We start from the raw sequence: 16,909 nt of genomic DNA on the forward strand, positions 1-16,909 counted from the left end.
CTCCAATCTTCATCCTCTTTTCACACATTACTTCGCCTTCGCATGCACCGGACGCTCGCCGCTGAGGAACTGGAAAACCTGATCCACGGCGATGCGGCTCATCTTTTCGAGGGCTTCTTCGGTGAACGCGCCAACATGCGGCGAAAGGAGCACATTCGGCAGGGCGGCGAAGGGCATGGATGAGGGCGGCTCCTGCGAAAAGGCGTCGAGTACGGCCCCGCCGATATGGCGGGCGGTGAGGGCGTCATAGAGGGCGCTTTCATCAACGATGCCGCCCCGTGCCATGTTGACGAGCACGGAGGAGGGCTTCATGAGCCCGAGTTCGCGGGTACCGATAAGGTTTTCGGTCTGTGGGGTGAGGGGGCAGTGGACACAGACGAAATCCGATTCGCGGAGCAGCGTGTCGAGATCACGGCGCTCGATATTCCGTTCGGCGGCGAAGGCTTCCGGCCAGTAGGGGTCGAAACCAGTGACGCGGCCTCCGAAACCTTGGGCGATGGACGCCACGCAGCGTCCGATGGCCCCCATGCCCACGATGCCGAATGTGCGCCCCTGCACTTCGCGCCCGAGGATGGCGCCTTGTTCCCATTTGCCGCCGCGCATCCCGGCATCGCAGCGCGGGACTTGCCGGAGCAGGCCGAGCAGCAGGGCGAAGGTGTGCTCCGCGACCGCCACGTCGTTGGCTCCGGGCGTGTTGCAGACGATGATGTTCCGGGTGACTGCGGCTGGGATGTCGATCATGTCGAGACCCACGCCGAGCTTGGCGACGCAGCGGAGGTTGGGCAAGGCGTCGAACAGGGCTTCGTCGAGATGGAGATCGTTCCCGGAAATCACGATGTCCGCGCTCTGGAGGCAGGCCATGAAGGCGGGATCGTCCACAGTGCCGTCCCGGCAGTCCAGAACCTCCACATCCGGGCGGGCGGTCAGCCGGTTGAGCTGTTCGTCGGAAAAGGCCGCGAAGGGGCGGGCTTCTAGGCAAATGGTATGCTTCTTCATAGGGCGTTCCTTTTTCCCGTTTATGGAAGGCGTTGGGGAAAAGGGCTTCTCACGCACTCCCTGAGCCGGGGCGTGGGAGAAGCCCCCGGCGGCCACAGGGGAGGCAGGCCGCCGGGTTGGGGGATGGGAGAACACAGGTTCGGTTTGGAAATGCTTTTGGATGCTACGTTGCCGACGGGGGTAAACTCTGTCCGTGGGGCTTTTCCTGTTCCCACATCGGAACGGGCTCCCTCCGCGCAACCTCCCCACCAGTCGAAAGTCTTGGGAAGGGTGGGGGGTTCGGGGGGAGGGATAACCCTTCTTCAGAAGGGTTTCCCTTCCCCCGGCTTGTCCATCACACAAGCGTGCTCAACGGCAGCCGGAAGAGATCCACGGCGTTGCTCTGGAAAACCTTGCGGCGATCCGCCGGGGCGAGATCGAGGGCGTCCACGGCGGCGATGGAGTCGCGGATGAGGCGCAGGCCCTTCTGGTTGCAGAAGGGGAGATCAGTGGCGAAGACGAGCTTGTCGATGCCCGCGAAATCCATGCCGCAGCGGAGCCCGGCGGGATAGCCGTTGTTGGCGGTGTCGTAGTGCATGCGGCGGAAGTATTCGAGCGGCTTGTGGGGGAAGAGGATGTCCTTGTGCCCCATGCGCATCTCGTTGAAGTCGTCGTTCCACTCCATGCGCCCGGCAAGATAGGGGATGACGCCGCCGCAGTGGTGGGTGACGATCTTGAGGTTGGGGAAGCGTTCCATGACCCCGCCGTAGACCAGCCGGAACATCGCCATTGAGGAGGCCACGGGCCAGCCGATCTTCGTCCACGCCCGGTAGCGCGAATTTTCCTCGCCGGGATAATCGGGCAGGGCGGGCGAGCGCTTGGGATGGATAAGGATGGGCAGGTTGTAACGTTCCATCTTTTCGTAAATGGGGTACAGGGCCTCGGCGTCGAGCGGCATCCCGTTTACGTCGCTGTACATCTGGATGCCCCGCAGGCGGAGATCGCGGATGGCGCGGTCGATTTCCTTAAGGCTGGCGTCGAGATCGTTGAGCGGCAGGGCGGCGATGGCGGCGGCGAAGCGGTCGGGGTACTTTTCGACCAGTTCCGCCATTTCATCGTTGGCGAAGCGGCACAGATCCACGGCGACTTCGGGCGAGGCGACGGATTCCACCGTGGGGGCCGCCAGCGTGAGCACCTGCATGTAGCCTTCCACGCTGTCCATGAGCCGGAAGCGGGCGTCGAGGTCGAGCAGTGTGGGGACCGTTTCGGCGTACCGGGACAGGTTGGAACTCATGTCGCGGTTGGGCACCTTTTGTTCGAGGACGGCCTGATACTTCTTGGGCAGGATGTGGTTGAAGGCGTCGATATACAACATGGACGGCTCCTTACATGTAGGGGTTGCTGCTGGCGTTGTAGAGCGTGTTCAGCGGGAAGCGCAGCGTGATGGCCCCGGACGGGCATTCCTGGCGGCAGGAACCGCACATCCAGCATTCTTCGGGATAGCGGATTTCCGCCTTTTTCTCGTCCTTGTTGTAGTAGATGACGTCCAGAGGGCAGGAGCGGTCGCATCTTCCGCAGCCTGTGCAGGTCTTCGTGTCGATCATGGCGGGCATGGATGGCCTCCGGAAAAGGGCTCCGTCGTCGGAGCGTTTGGCCCCGATGGGGGCATTCCCGCTTGCTGCGGGGAGTGTGTGAAACCGTAACGTTGGTCGCGGCGCGGGATGGCGTTCAGCGATTCCGTCTGTTCAGATATGCTGGTTGTTACGCATACGGGTTGTCGGTGCGGCGGAGTTCAAGCTTGAGTTTACCGTCGGATTCGGCGGAAACGACCACCTGTCCGAGGAAGCGTTCGTCATCCTGTTCGGGGAAGTCCTCGCGGAAATGGCAGTTCCCGAACCGGCTTTCCTGCCGGTACAAGGCCGCGTCCACGGTGCAGCGCCCGATGGTGAGCAGGTTGTGGACTTCGTGGAGCCTGAGGAGATCGTGGAGATCCTTCGCGCCGACGAGCCCGCTGGCGGCCTGCACCTGTTCGAGCTTTTCCTTGGCGCGGAGCAGCTTCTTTTCGGTGCGGCAGGGGCCCGCGCCTTCGGTGAGGATGCGCTGGAGGGTCATTTCGAATTCCTTCCAGCCGATGGAGCGTTCGGGATCGAGCGGCGCGTAGACGCGCTCGTGGATGCGCTGGATCTGGGCTTCGTCCGGTTCGGGCGCGGAGGGGAGGGAGGCGCAGTAGTGCGCGGCCATGCGTCCGGCATGGATGCCGCTGGTGACGGCCATGTGCAGGCTGCGGCACTGGTCGGCGCCGTTGCCGCCCGCGTAGAGGCCGGGCACGTTGGTGCCGCAGTCCTTGTTGATCTTGACGCCGCTGCCGCAGACTTCGTTGGGCCCGCCCTGCATACCTTCGGAGGTGTCCACCTCCATAGGGGTGGCGGTAAGGTCGATGCCGAGCTGTTCGAAGTAGTCCTTGAACGAATCCTTGTCGCAGGAAAGGGTGGCGATGAGATGTTTCTGGGCTTCGGGAGCGATGCCCCGGCAGTCCATGTACACGGGGCCGCGGCCTTCGCGCATTTCGTTGAGCACGCCCTGCACCATCTTGTAGCGGGGGCCCTTCATGCCGAGGGGGTGGTAACGGTCCATGAAGGCTTCACCCTTGGCGTTGATGAGCACGGCCCCCATGCCGGAGAGGGCGTTGAGCCCGGCGGCGTTGAAGCTGCGGGGCACCACGGTCATGCGCAGGAATTCGATGTTGGCGAGTTCCGCGCCCGCCCGCAGGCTCATGGCTTCGCCGTCGCCGGTGTCGGCGGGGCACATCCATGTGTTGAAGCTCATGCCGGAAGGGTTGCTGTAGAGGCGGTTGGTGCCGCCCGTGGAGATGATGACCGCCCCGGCGCGGATGATATGGAAATCGCCCGTGCGGATGTCGAAGCCCGCCGCGCCGCAGACGGTGCCGCCGTTGGTGAGCAGATCGGCGGTGACCACTCGGTCGAGCACGGCGCACCCGGCCTTGCGGGCGGCCTTGGCGAGGAGAGGCTTCATCCTCTTGCCGTTGAAGTTGATCCACCACGGGCCGGGCTGCCCGTAGGACTTGGTGCGGTAATAGGTACCGTCGGGCTGGCGGAGCGTGCAGTTGATTTCCTCGAAGCGCTTGAGCGCGTGGGGGAGTTCTTGGCAATACACGGAGTCCACGACGTCGATGTTGGTCACGCCCCGGGCGCTTTTGCCGGTGAATTCGAGGTAGGCTTCGCGGGTATCCCATTCCGCACCGGTGTCCATGTAGGCGAGGAAATGGTCGATGCCGCCCGCGATGTGTCCGCTGCGCTCAATGACGGCCTTGTCCATGACGATGACGGATCGGCCCTGTTCCCGGGCGGTGAGGGCCGCGTTGAGGCCGCACACGCCGCCGCCGATGATCAGTATATCCGCCTGATGACGATGGGTTTGCATCGCAATGGCTCCTTGTTTCTAGAGGTTGTTCAGGAAGGCGCGGATACGGCGCGCGCCCTCGGCGCAGTTTTCCGTGCTGGTGGCGTAGGAAATGCGGATATGGCCTTCGCCGGACGGGCCGAAGTCGTCGCCGGGCACGCAGGCCACAAGCTGTTCCTCGAGGAGCCGCTTGCAGAACGTCACCGAGTCGAGGCCGGTGTCGCGGTGGTCGATGAACAGGTAGAACGCGCCTTCGGGGTTGTTGAAACGGATATTCGGCGCGCCGGTCAGCCCTTCGATGAGGACCTTGCGGCGTTCCTCAAAGGCCCTGCGCATGGTTTCCACGCATTCCTGCGGGCCGTTGAGGGCTTCGGCCCCGCCGTACTGGGCGAAGGAGGTCACGCTGAGCATGTAGTTCTGCTGGAGGCGGGCCAGGCGCTCGATGAGTTCCGGCGCGCCAGCCACGTAGCCGAGCCGCCAGCCGGTCATGGAATAGGTTTTGGACAGCGAGCCGACGAGAAGGGTGCGTTCGCGCATGTCGGGCTCGGCGGCCAGCGAGAGGTGCCTGGCGTCGCCGTAGAGCAGGCGGTCATAGGCTTCGTCGCTGATGGCGAGCAGATCGTGCTTCTTCACGAAGTCGGCGGCGTCGCGCATTTCTTCTGCGGAGAAGACCTTGCCCGTGGGGTTGTTGGGGTTGTTGAAGATCATGAGCTTGGTCCGGTCGCTGACGGGCGCGCCGTCCCAGTCGTAGTCGGGTTCCTTGAGCACGTAGGGTACGGGTACGGCGTGGAGCATGGGGATGCTCGAATAGTAGAGGAGGAAGCCCGGCGAGGGCACCAGCACCTCGTCGCCGGGATCGAGCAGGGCATGAGTGCAGAGCATGAGGGCTTCCTGCGCTCCGGCGGTGATCATGATTTCGGTCTTGGGATCGTAGTCCAGCCCGTTCTGGCGCTTGAGGTAGGTGGCCACGGCCTCGCGCATGGGCAGGATGCCCCGGTTGTGCGTATAGTGGACGAATCCCTTGGCCAGCGCGTCGCTGGCTGCGGCCTTGATGTGCTCGGGCGTGTCAAAGTCCGGGCGGCCGATGCTGAACACGAGCACTTCCTTTCCCTCGCGGCGCAGGGCGTCCGCGGTCTGGGTAACGGAGCTGATGGAAGCGGACTTGAGGCCGTTGGCGATGCGTGAAAATCTTTGCGTGTCCATAAGGGTTCCTTTGCTGTTCCGGGCGGCCCCGGCGGGGCGTGCCGTTTTTAGGGAACGGCTTCCCGTTGCCGGGGGAGCCGTGCTCCGCAGGGGAGGCTCCTCCGGGGCCGCTTATGCCCGGAATGGGGTTGCATGGTTGAAGCCGGGGCCCTGCGGAGGCCGCATTCCCGCAGGGAGTCCCCGGCGGCTAGGCTTCGGATTCGGCGGGCGAGTTGCCGGGAGCGTTCCCGGCATCCTTGTTGATCTTCCAGATGGCGAACCCGGTGAAGCCGTAGGTGAGGGAGAAGATGGGGACAATCCAGTTGAGGAAGGCGTAGGGGATGTACTGCATGGCGTCGATCTTGAGGACGCCGACGATGAAGAAGGCGGCCATGGAGTACGGCACCAGCGCGATGCCGAGGGTGACGGCGTCCTCAAGCGTCCGCGAGAGGACCCGCGACTGGATGCCCATGTCGCGGAACTTCTTTTCAAAGGCGCGGGCCGGGACGATGATGGAGAGCATACCGTTGCCCGTGCCGATGGTCATGAGGTAGCAGGAAACCAGCGTGGCGAGGATGAGGCCGCCGGGGGTGGTCACGGAACGGGTCATGCGGTCCACGACCACGCCCAGCGCGCCGGTGCCTTCGAGGATGCCGCCGAGCGTCATGGCGATGAGCAGCAGGAAGACCACGAAGGACATGCTGGTCAGGCCGCCTCGGGAGAGGATCTTGTCCACGAGCGGGTGCCCGGTCTGGGAAACGTAGCCGTCGGTGGCGGCCTTGAACATGCCCTTCACGGTCATGCCGTCCTGAATGATGAATGCGCAGGCCACGCCGACGAGGATGGCGATGACGAGCGTGGGCAGCGGCGGGATGCCCCGGATGGCGAGGGCCACCAGCACGATGGGCGGCAGGACGAGGAGGAACGAGCGGTTGAAGTTGGCTGAGAGGGCGTCGGTGATTGGGGTCAGGTCGGGCATGGCCCCGCCGCTGTAGTTGAGCCCGAGGTACCAGTAGAGGCCGAGGGCCACGAGGGTGGCGGGCACGGTGGTATAGAGCATGGAGCCGATGTGGGAGAAAATGTTGGTCCCGGTGATGCCCGAGGCGAGGTTGGTGGTATCGGAAACCGGGGACATCTTGTCGCCGAAGTACGCGCCGGACACGATGGCCCCGGCGGTGAGCCCGGTGGGGAAGCCGAGGGCCTCGCCCACGCCGAGCAGGGCCAAGCCCGCCGTGCCGATGGTCCCGAAGGAGGTGCCGGTCATGAGCGAGAAGACCGCGCAGATGAGCACCGTGCTGACGAGGAACATGGAGGGCGAGAGGAGCTTCAGGCCCCAGTAGAGGAACAGGGGGATGACCCCGGCCTGAATCCAGACCCCGATGAGCGTGCCCACGAGGAAGAGGATACAGGTGACGATGATGATGCGGTGCACGCCGTTGACGATACAGGCTTCAACCTCTTTCCAGGTGAACCCCGCCATGATGCTGAGGAGCGAGGCCGTGATGGTGGCGAGCATCAGCGGCACGAGGAACCCCACGCGCAGGACGAGCCCGCCGAGAAGGATGACCAGAATGGGAAGGAAGATAATCGCCAGAGCCATACCGAAGCTTACGGTCTTCTTGTCGTTCATGCCGGCTTTCCTCATGCGGATGGGCGAATGGACGAGAGCCCATTGACGGAGAACTGCGGGGGAAGTCCCCGGAGGCTGTTTTCCAGATTGCCGATGGCCTGACGGATCAGGCGTGCGAACGCCGCGCGGGTGACGCCCGCGAGGTGGGGAGAGAACAGCACCCGACGGCGCGCTTCCGGAGAAAGCCGGAGCAGGGGATTGCCGGGCGAAGGGATTTCACTTTCAAAGTTGTCGATGGCCGCGCCCCGGATGATGCCGCGTTCGAGGGCGTCGGCGAGGGCCGTTTCGTCCACGATGCCGCCGCGCGCCGCGTTGACGAGGATCGCGCCGGGCTTCATGGAAGCGAGCCGCTCCACGCCCACAAGGCCGCGCGTGGCGTCCATAAGCGGACAGTGCAGGGTGACGATGTCGCTGACGGCGAACAGCTCGTCGAGATCGACGCGCCGGATGCCGTGCTCCTGCGCGAATGCTTCGGGCCAGAAGACGTCGGAGGCCACGACCGTTGCCCCGAAGGCCGCAAGGCGGGGGGCCAGCGCCCGGCCGATGCCGCCGAGCCCGACGATGCCCACGGTGGCGCCGAACAGTTCGCAGGCGCCCCGGCCGAGGATGCGTTCCCGTGCCTGCGCATAGGCGCCGGACTTGATGGCCTCGTCCGCGTAGGCCAGCTCGCGCTGGAGGCAGATCACCGCCCCGATGACGTGCTCTGCCACGGTGATCGCGTTTTGTGCCGGTGAGTTGCACACGATGAGGCCGATCTTCGCCGCCGCCGCGTGGTCCACGCTGTCGAATCCGGCCCCTGCCGTCTGGATGATGCGCACGGAGCCGAGCCGGGCCAGCAGATCGGCGTCGAGGCGGGGGTGCGAAGGCGGCATGAAGAGGCCTTCAATGCCCGCAGAGGCCTCCGCGATGGCGTCTGGCCTGTAGTCGGCAAGAAAAGCAAGTCCGCCGGGAATCTCCACGCCGCTTTCCTCGAAACGCGACTTGGGGAGCAGACTGAGCATATGAGTCATTGTATCCTCCCTGGAGCGGAATTTCCTTGAAACGGTGCCGTTTCAAAGACGTCATTCCGTGGGAAACGGTTTCCCCGGAATCCATGCGGCATTGCGGCGCGCCGGACCCGCGTCCGGCGTGAGGGCCTCTTGTTGCAGAAGGTCCTTACGATGCCGGATGGCGCAACATTCCTCTTCTCCATGAACCGATGCGGGCATGGAGATACGGATTGGTAAAGGCTTTGGGGAGAGGCGATACAGGATAGCAGCAAAAGGCTTCCTGTTTCCAGCATATCGCTATTCCGTTCATGCAAGTTGAGAACGAATAAAGATATGCATATATGTGTTTTTTAATATATCCGTTCCGTTTCATACTATGGACAGTGCGATACGAAGGCACATCCATACGGAAGAGCAACGGAAGCCTGATGACGCGTTACTGGGCCATTGAGAGACACATGTGTTTCTTTTTGTATTTGATATAACAAGTTCCGTGCCATGTATAAAAACTGTTTTATTTTTGGTGATTACAAAAAAAGACTTTTGGGATGTGACAATATGCGGAAAATAAGCCTATAATCCGGCGCAGAAATCGGACTATAGGCCGATAGGGAGGATTATATGCCGGATGCGTATCAGGATGGTGTTTTTTTTCACAAATCCACACGGATTCTGGCCATGCCGGACGTCAGGGAATCTCTCATCGCGTTCTACAAGCTTCTGAAAGAGACATTTCCGCTGGAAGGGATGGTCATGCACCATTTTCTGCCTTCCTCGCAGTCCCTGTTGGAACTCCATTTCATCCACGACGGCGGCATCCACTTCCTCGGGCGGTTCATTCCGTTTTCCCGTGAGCAGACCATGTTCCTCCGGGCCTTTTCGCTGACCGGGGGCGTCAATGCCATCCCCAACAGCCAAGAGGTACGGACCGCCGAGAGCGTGAACAACGACTTGCGGGAGTACATCGAAAACAGGCCGAGAGCGCACCTGGTGTGCTGCCTCAAGGGGGCGGGCGCGCCGCTCGGCCTGTTGCGGCTCATCGGGACGGAGGTGGGCTGTTTTACAGAAGAGCATGAGCGGAGGCTGGGCCTGCTGGCGATTCCCTTGAGTTTCGCGCTGGTCAAGGTGCTCCGCGAAGAGGAGGTGCAGCGGTTCTTCTCCGCGCACGGCTACGATACGCCCTCGCAGTCGCCGCATGAGGACGACGCGCCCGCCGAGCTCATAGGCACTTCGGGCGGGCTCAGGAAGGTCATGGAAACGGTGCGCAAGCTGTCGGGGACCGATGCGCCGGTGCTGATCCTCGGGGAAACCGGTACGGGCAAGGAGCTTGTCGCCAACGCGATCCAGGCCAGATCGCAGCGCGTGGGTAAGCCCTTCATCAAGGTCAATTGCGGGGCCATCCCTGAGACGCTCATGGACAGTACGCTGTTCGGGCACGAGAAAGGGGCCTTCACCGGGGCACACTGTGCTGTGGCGGGCAAATTCGAGCTGGCCAACGGCGGCACGCTGTTTCTCGACGAGCTCGGGGAGCTTTCGCTTCAGGCGCAGGTGCGGCTCCTGCGGACCCTCCAGAACCACGTGGTCGAGCGTGTGGGCAGCACGACCTCCATTCCGGTGGATGTGCGGATTATAGCGGCAACGAACCGCGATCTGCACAAGATGCTGCGCGAGGGCACGTTCCGCGAGGATCTCTATCACCGCTTGAATGTGTTCACCATTTCCGTCCCCCCGCTGCGTGAGCGGCTGCAGGATCTGCTCCCGCTGGCCCGGCATTTTATCGACAAGGCCACGCGCCGCCTGGGATTGCCCCCTATTTCCGGCATCGAACCGGACTCGGCGGAACGGCTTCTCCAATACGATTGGCCCGGCAACGTCCGGGAACTGGAAAACCTCGTGGAGCGGGCGGTGATTCTGGATTACAACAGCAAGCTCAAGCTCGATCGCTATCTCCAGCCCGTTCTGGAACACGCCGTTCCCGGACGTCCCGCGCCGGAGCATGGCGAGGCGCTTGAGGGGCGGGTGCGGGAACTGGTGCGGCGCTGTTTTGCGGAGTGGATGGAAAAGGGGATGCCGCCGGAAGCGGAGTGCCCCGTTCCGTTTCGTTCGGTCCGGGAGCACAGGCCGGACAACGCCGCCGGACGTGGTGAGGCGCGCCTATCCGAGAAGACGGGAGCGGCGTCCGTGGGGGCGGCGTCAGGCTTTTCGGAATCCCGGAGCGAAGGAACGCTTTGTTCACTGGATGATGTGGTACGTGAGCATATTGAGGCCGCCCTGAACCGTACGGGCGGGAAGATCCACGGTCCGGGCGGCGCGGGTGAACTGCTCGGGGTGCACCCGGATACGTTGCGCAAGAAGATGAAGAAGATGGGCATTGTCAGGCCGTCGGGCCGCCGGGCAGATGGTTTTGGAAGCATATAGAGGCGGCAGGGTTCACGCTCGCCTCTTCCTTTCCAAAGGTTTTGCTGTGTCTTTTGAATAGGGCATTGTTTGTGTAACTTGCTAGTATCCCTTTCTTTGGTCTTCAATTCGAAGGGATTCCTTGCGCGAACCTGCTCCCTCCATCTGGGGGTGCAGGAGAATCATTCCCCTGCCGGGGGGAGTCTGAGGGGGCGAGGAGCCCCCTCAGTTTTTCNCCTCTACAGCAGGCCAAGCGGGACGGCGATGGCGAACATGATGAGGGTCATGACCACGACCCAGACCACGGAGATGAGACACCCGGGCTTGAACATGTCGAACATCTTGTAATATCCGGCGGGATAGGTCACGAGGGGCACGGGATCGAGCGGCAGGAGCAGGGCCGCCGACACGCTGAAACCCATCGGGATGGCAAGGACGGCGGGGTTGACGCCCATCGTCCCGGCAAGGGCCGCCAGCGCGGGCAGGAGCACGGCGACAATGGCGGTGTTCACCGGGATGAGCAGGTGGATCACGATCGTGAAGATGGAAATGGCGGCGATGACCCCGGCCAGCGGCAAATCGGAAATATCCCCGAGGCAAGCGTTGGCTATCCACGATGCGCCGCCCTGTTCCCAGATGATCATGCCGAGGGCGTTGGACGCGCCGATGAGCATGAGGATGTCCCATCCGATGCGGCACTTGTCGCGTTCCCAATCAATGAGCTGGATGCGGGGAAGTACGAAGAGGCTGCCGCCGATGACGGCCACCACCGGAAGGGGCAGGCCGTGGATCTTGTCCGTGCACCACAGGATGAAATTGATTAATAGGATGACGAAGAACAGTTTTTCGCGGCCCGTGACCGGCCCAAGCTCCGCATATTCCCGTTCCACCAGCTCCATGCCCGCGAGGCGGTCCATTTCGGGCGGGAACACCTTGATCACGGCCCACCACGCCACCGGGGTCAGGATAAGCACCATCGGCATTCCAATGGCCATCCACTCGAAGAAGGAAATGTGCACCTTGGCCGTGTCCTGCAACAGGCCGATAGTCAGCATGTTCATGGCGCTGCCCGCCGGGGTCCCCACGCCGCCGATGAGGCAGGCGATGGGCAGGCCGAGCATCACCGCCTTGCCGAACGGGCTGGCCCCCGGCTCACAGCGGTTCTTTTCGAGCAGGAGGACCGCCACGGGCAGCATCATGGCGACCACGGGGATGTCCGCGAGGAAGGTCGACAGGAGCGCGGAAACCATCATCAGGAAGAACAGCAGGCGCGAGGGGTTGCCCCGCGAGCGGAGGCTCGTCCACAGGACCACGCGGCGGTTCAGGCCGGAGTTCTGGAAGGCGATGGAGATACAGAACATCGCGAAGACGAAGAAGACGGTCGGTGTGGCGAAATGGGCCATGACCTTGGGCAGGGGGATGATGCCCGCCACCACCGGGAGCAGGGTGAACAGGATGGACGACACCGCGATGGGGATGACCTCAAATACCCAGACAAGCACAGCTGCCAGCATCATGGCGATGGCCTTCTTGCCAACCGGGGTCAGCCCGTCGGGAGCGGGGAGGGCCGTAATGATGAAATAGAGCGCGGCGATGCCAAGGCCGATAAAAAGCTTCTTCGTGGAGGAATCGCTAGGCATAACATCCTCGTCTTGTTGAGCGGGGCGCGCCCGATCCGGACGCGCCCGCAGGGTTGGGCGGCTTACCGGGGGAAGGTGAAGTTGTCCATGTAGTAGCGGTACGGCTTGATCCGGTAGCGCTCCAGCGGGACAGGGACTTTGTGGAGCATGGGCGCGCCGTCCGCCCCCTTCTTCGCGTAGATCCAGCCCAGCCATTCCTCGTTGTTGCGATCGGGGTAGTCCTCGCGATAATGCCCGGCGCGGGTTTCCGTGCGCATAAGCGAGGAGCGGACAAAGAGTTCGGCGGCCTGCAGCATGGACTTGGCCTCATAGAGCTTGGCGAGGTCGCGCGGGTCCTTGGCGGCGAGGCGCGGGGCAATGGCTTCCTTGGCGTATTCCACGCGGCGCAGGGCGCGGTTCAGGCTGGCGTCGCTCTTGATGAGGCAGACGTCGGCGGGGTAGACGATTTCCTGCGTTTCTCGGACGAGATCCTTAGGGGGAATGCCCGTGCGCCCGAGCGGGGCGAGTGCCTGCCCGATCGCATCAGCGGCCTTGGAGAGTGGGAAGTGCGCCCAGCCCTTTTCGAGCGCGCGCTGCGCGGCGTTGCCGCCCGCGATGTAGCCGGTGACCGCCGTGGTGCACAGCGCCCAGCCCCCCATGTACACGCCGGGGTCGAGCCCGCGGCTGCGGCAGGCCGCGAACAGGCCCGGAATGTTCGTCTCGTAGTCCAGATCCGTGGCGAGCCCGCCGCAGTGCCACATGATCTGCGGCATCCACTGGGTCTTGCCGCCGAAGAAATCCATGCCTTCCTCATTGGTCAGCCGGTCGTAGTTGATCTTCGCCCATCCGCGCACGGGCTCCATGAGCTTCGCGTTTTCGCGGGTCATCGTGGACGTGTCGAAGTAGATGGGTGCCCGGCCCGCGCGGGCTTCAAAGGCCATGCCCCGCGAGTTGTAGGTGGTGTCGGTGTTCGCGCCGAGCGTGGCGGAGTAGTACTTCTTCATGAAGTCCTCGTTCTCGCCGTTCACGAGGCGCGCGCCGAGCGGCAGCAGGCCCGTCTGCCCTTCCCATGCGAATACGACCGGGGTGATCCAGATGTTCATGAACTCGTTGTGCGAGAGCTCCACCCCGGCCTTGTAACCGAGGTACGCGCCTTCGCCCGTGGAGTTGGACATATAGATATAGGAAGGCTTCCACCCGCCCGCGCCCGTGGCGATGACGACCGAGGGGGCTTCGAAGGCGAAGGTTTCGCCGCTCTGGGTATGGAAGCCCACGGCTCCGGCGGCCTCGCCCAGATCGTCGAGGATGATGTCGCTGATGGAGATGCGGCTCAGGCGGCGGACGCCGAGTCGATTGGCTTCGCTGACCAGCGCGTCGCGCATGGAGGGCCCGCCAATGCCGTAGGGACGGATGAGGAGCATCTTCATATGCTTGAGGTTGCGCTGGGGGATGGCCTTGAGCTTGCCGTTTTCGTCGCGCTCGAAGCGAACGCCGAGGCGTTCGTAATGTTCGAAGCGCTGGTAGGACTGGGTCAGAATGTTCTCGACAAGCTCCTGATCACACAGGCCGTCATGGTAATAGACCACATCGTCGAGGGCGGCTTCCACGGTAGTGTCCTGCACGCACTGGAAGTCGCCGCCGGAGGAGGTGCCGAGCCCGCCCCAGTCCGCCGGGCCTTTGTCCACGAGGACCACGTTCTCCACATGCTCACGGGCGCTGATCGCCGCCCAGAGTCCGGAAAAACCGCCGCCGATGATCAGGACGTCCGCTTTGATATGATGGTCGATCTTCAGGGTCTTCATCGCTAGTTCACTCCTTCGCGGGTACATTCGATGGTTCGGGGGAGGCGTTCCTTAAACGGGTTGACGATGATGGCCCCGGTCGGACAGGCCTGCTCGCAGAAGAAGCAGGTCATGCAGTCGTCCTTGTAATGGGCGTAGGCCTTGGCCCCGCAGGTTAGGCAGCGGTTGGCTTCCCGGCAGGCCGTCTCGTAGCCGAAGGGAACCGGACGGCCTTCGGCGTCGCGCGCCCGGTCGTTGCGGGGGGATGCCGGGAGATTCCCGACGGGCAGTTCGGGATCGTATTCGAACAGCGTGCCCGTGTGCATCTCGTAGACTTCCAGCTTGCGGGGCGGGCGGCTTTCCAGCATGTCCCAGCCGTTGACGAAGCGGTCGGCGGAGAAGGCGGCCTCGAAGGCGTCGCGGACTTCGTGCGGCGCGAGGTGCGAGCCACCCCGGACGGGCCCGGCGGCGAAGACGCCGTTGGTGCGCGTGGCGAGGGTGAGGGGATCGGCATCAATGAACTGATCCGGGGTGATGTCCACGATTGAGGCGAAGGGCGGCGTTGTCCGTTCGGCCTTGTCGCGCGCGGCTCCGGTGGCGAGGATCACGGCCTTGACGTGGTGGGCCCGCAGGGATCGGACGGTAACGGCTTCACCGTCGCCCACCGGGGTATTGCAGCGGAACTCGATGCCCTCGGCTTTGAGGAAGCGGATCTGGGCTTCCAGTGCGTCCGCGAATTCCGGCGTGCGGAACTGCCCGCCGGGGTGCCCCTCCTTTTCATAGACGGTGACGGCATACCCCTTGCGGCGCATGAAGAAGGCCGCCGCCATCCCCGCCGCTCCCGAGCCGACGATCGCTACGCGCCCGGCGCGGGTCACGGGGACGGGCTCAACGTCGCGGCGAGCGAGCCATTCCGCGAGGTACTGTTCCAGCGCGTTGACGTTGACGGAAGCGTCTATGCCCTTGCGCGTGCATTTGCTTTCGCAAAAACGCGGGCAGACGCGGCAGGTCAGCCCCGGAAGCGGGTTGCGGGAGAGCAGTTCCTCAGCGGCTTCCGCCGTCTTGCCCTGCTGGAGCAGATGGGCGTAGGAACGGATGTCGATGCCGGCGGGACAGGCCGCCTGACAGGGCGCGCTTTCGGGGCGCTTGGTTTCCAGCCGGAATACGTCGAAGCCGCAGGTCTTGAAACACGACCCGCATCCAATACATTTCTCTTGATCGATGGAACGCAACATGCTTGTCCTCCTGTTCTGCCGGACAACCGCCGAAGGTTTTCCGCCGCCGCCCGATTGCGGGGCCGGAGATACCGGAGAAAAAGCAAGGAGCGTGCCGTTTCCGTGAAAAAAAGGATTTGCTTTGTTTTCAATGAAGTAATGGAAATCGTGGAATTTCTTACGGCGAAAACCGGGGTTGCCGTTTGTGGCAGTTCCCGGTTTTCGTGAAGAGAAACACAATAAATTTTCAGGGTTGCGGAGAGTGCCGTAAACGGCAGTCAACTGCCGTTTTTGGCATGTTCGGACAGTTTGCGGTAAAAGGTGCGCAGCGGCAGGCCAAGCGCCTTGGCGGCCTCGGCCCGGTTGCCTCCCGAAAGGCGAAGCGCCTGCTCGAACAGGCGCTGTTCGTAGACACGTTGGAGTTCGCGCAGGTTCCCGGCCTCCACGCCGGGCGCTTCCGTTTCCTTGGGCGCGGCGCTGGTGGGGATGTCCAGCGTGCCGATGGCGAGGTAGCGCTGGAGGGTGTTCTGCAGCTCGCGGACGTTCCCCGGCCAGTCATAGCGCAGGAAGGCGTCGGTGACGTAGCCGGGGATGAACGGCGTGTCCTTGCCGCCCGAGGCCCGGTACAGGAACTCCTCTATCAGCAGTGGGATGTCTTCCTTGCGTTCCCGCAGCGGCGGCAGGTGGATCGGAATGATGAACAGCCGGAAAAAGAAGTCCTCGCGCATGGTCCCGTTGTCGATGCAGGATCTTAGATCCCGGTTGGTGGCGGCGACGATGCGGATGTCGGAGCTGCGTTCCTCCGTGGAGCCGATGGGCACGAACACCTTGTCGTCGAGGAAGCGCAGGAGCTTGACCTGCATGTTCAGGGGCAGTTCCGCCACTTCGTCGAGGAACAGCGTGCCCCGGTTGGCCTTATCCAGCAATCCCGGCTTGTTGGCGTAGGCTCCCGTGAACGCGCCTTTCCGGTAGCCGAAGAACTCGCTTTCCAGAAGTTCCGAGGGGATGGCTCCGCAGTTGACCGGCACGAAAGGCCCCTTGCTGCGGGGGCTGAGCATGTGGATCGTGCGGGCGACCACTTCCTTCCCGGTCCCGGATTCCCCGGTGATGAGCACGGAAGCCTCTTTGGGCACGGCCTTGAGCACGCGCTCGTAAACGGCGCGGATCGCCGGGCTTTTCCCCACGATTTTGCCGAGGCGGTAGCGGTCGCGCACGGCGCAGCGGATATCGCCTTCGTCGAGCCCTACGCTCGAAAATGTGCCTGAAGCCAGTTCGCGCTGGTAGGATTCGGTGACGTCCACAAGCGTGGACAGGACGGCTGGCTTGCCCTGCCACAGCACGCGGCGCGGGTTGCCTTCCAGCCAGAGGAACCCGCCCGTGCGGGTCTGGTGAGGCCACCATGCCTTTTGGAGCGGCTTCTTGTGGGTGACGATCTCATAAAGGTGGCGGCGGAAGGCCTCGCGGAAGGCCGGGGCAATGGTCTCTTCGGAGCGCATCCCGATGAGATCCTGCGCCGAGGCGTACCCGAGCATGGCGGCAAAGGCCTGGTTGACGAGCACGTAATGCTCGTCCTGCGTCACGAGGAAGCTTGTGGGGAAATTTTCCGCCAGCGTCACGTAATCCGCGTGGCGCAACGCTTCTTCCGGCCCGCCTTCGGCCCTTTGAAGCGCCATGACCGCTCCGGTTATGCGGCCTTCCTCGC

The 16,909-nt window shown here is 63.3% G+C and carries 12 protein-coding genes; 1 reads left to right on the plus strand and 11 read right to left on the minus strand.

Annotated elements, in window-relative coordinates; genetic code table 11:
• Positions 1-27 precede the first annotated feature (27 nt).
• From HMPREF0178_RS13165 to HMPREF0178_RS13195, 7 genes are all read right to left on the minus strand, one after another.
• Positions 28-996 (minus strand): hydroxyacid dehydrogenase, encoded by a 969-nt coding sequence (locus tag HMPREF0178_RS13165; RefSeq protein ID WP_009368538.1) that lies wholly within the window; start codon positions 994-996, stop codon positions 28-30.
• A 334-nt stretch (positions 997-1,330) separates the two neighbouring features.
• Complete coding sequence (locus tag HMPREF0178_RS13170) at positions 1,331-2,350, minus strand: amidohydrolase family protein (protein WP_009368539.1); 1,020 nt, start codon at positions 2,348-2,350, stop codon at positions 1,331-1,333.
• A gap of 10 nt (positions 2,351-2,360) precedes the next feature.
• Positions 2,361-2,588, minus strand: coding sequence for a ferredoxin family protein (locus HMPREF0178_RS13175; RefSeq protein WP_005024738.1), 228 nt, complete (start codon positions 2,586-2,588; stop codon positions 2,361-2,363).
• A gap of 148 nt (positions 2,589-2,736) precedes the next feature.
• Positions 2,737-4,416: an FAD-binding protein gene (locus tag HMPREF0178_RS13180; protein WP_009368540.1), complete on the minus strand. Its 1,680-nt coding sequence runs from the start codon at positions 4,414-4,416 to the stop codon at positions 2,737-2,739.
• Between the two features lie 18 nt (positions 4,417-4,434).
• Positions 4,435-5,598: a pyridoxal phosphate-dependent aminotransferase gene (locus tag HMPREF0178_RS13185; RefSeq protein ID WP_009368541.1), complete on the minus strand. Its 1,164-nt coding sequence runs from the start codon at positions 5,596-5,598 to the stop codon at positions 4,435-4,437.
• A 187-nt stretch (positions 5,599-5,785) separates the two neighbouring features.
• Positions 5,786-7,207: a Na+/H+ antiporter NhaC gene (gene nhaC, locus HMPREF0178_RS13190; RefSeq protein ID WP_009368542.1), complete on the minus strand. Its 1,422-nt coding sequence runs from the start codon at positions 7,205-7,207 to the stop codon at positions 5,786-5,788.
• Positions 7,208-7,218: 11 nt separating this feature from the next.
• A complete protein-coding gene (locus HMPREF0178_RS13195) occupies positions 7,219-8,217 on the minus strand; it encodes a D-isomer specific 2-hydroxyacid dehydrogenase family protein (protein ID WP_009368543.1) in 999 nt (332 codons plus the stop codon).
• 657 nt (positions 8,218-8,874) lie between these two features.
• Here HMPREF0178_RS13195 and HMPREF0178_RS13200 point away from each other — a divergent pair.
• Entirely contained in the window at positions 8,875-10,614 is a 1,740-nt protein-coding gene (locus tag HMPREF0178_RS13200; protein ID WP_232281277.1) for a sigma-54-dependent Fis family transcriptional regulator, read from the plus strand.
• A gap of 218 nt (positions 10,615-10,832) precedes the next feature.
• On the opposite strand, the gene HMPREF0178_RS13205 is transcribed toward HMPREF0178_RS13200, so the two are convergent.
• From HMPREF0178_RS13205 to HMPREF0178_RS13220, 4 genes are all read right to left on the minus strand, one after another.
• Positions 10,833-12,233: a DASS family sodium-coupled anion symporter gene (locus tag HMPREF0178_RS13205; RefSeq protein ID WP_009368545.1), complete on the minus strand. Its 1,401-nt coding sequence runs from the start codon at positions 12,231-12,233 to the stop codon at positions 10,833-10,835.
• Between the two features lie 62 nt (positions 12,234-12,295).
• Positions 12,296-14,014 carry an FAD-dependent oxidoreductase gene (locus tag HMPREF0178_RS13210; protein ID WP_009368546.1) on the minus strand — a complete coding sequence of 573 codons (1,719 nt, stop codon included), beginning with the start codon at positions 14,012-14,014 and terminating at the stop codon, positions 12,296-12,298.
• A gap of 2 nt (positions 14,015-14,016) precedes the next feature.
• On the minus strand, positions 14,017-15,228 hold the full coding sequence (locus tag HMPREF0178_RS13215) for an FAD-dependent oxidoreductase (RefSeq protein ID WP_009368547.1): 1,212 nt from the start codon (positions 15,226-15,228) through the stop codon (positions 14,017-14,019).
• 257 nt (positions 15,229-15,485) lie between these two features.
• A partial coding sequence (locus HMPREF0178_RS13220) for a sigma-54-dependent Fis family transcriptional regulator (RefSeq protein WP_009368548.1) occupies positions 15,486-16,909 on the minus strand: 1,424 nt, incomplete at its 5' end.

Source organism: Bilophila sp. 4_1_30 (assembly GCF_000224655.1).
Taxonomy (GTDB): Bacteria; Desulfobacterota; Desulfovibrionia; order Desulfovibrionales; family Desulfovibrionaceae; genus Bilophila; species Bilophila wadsworthia.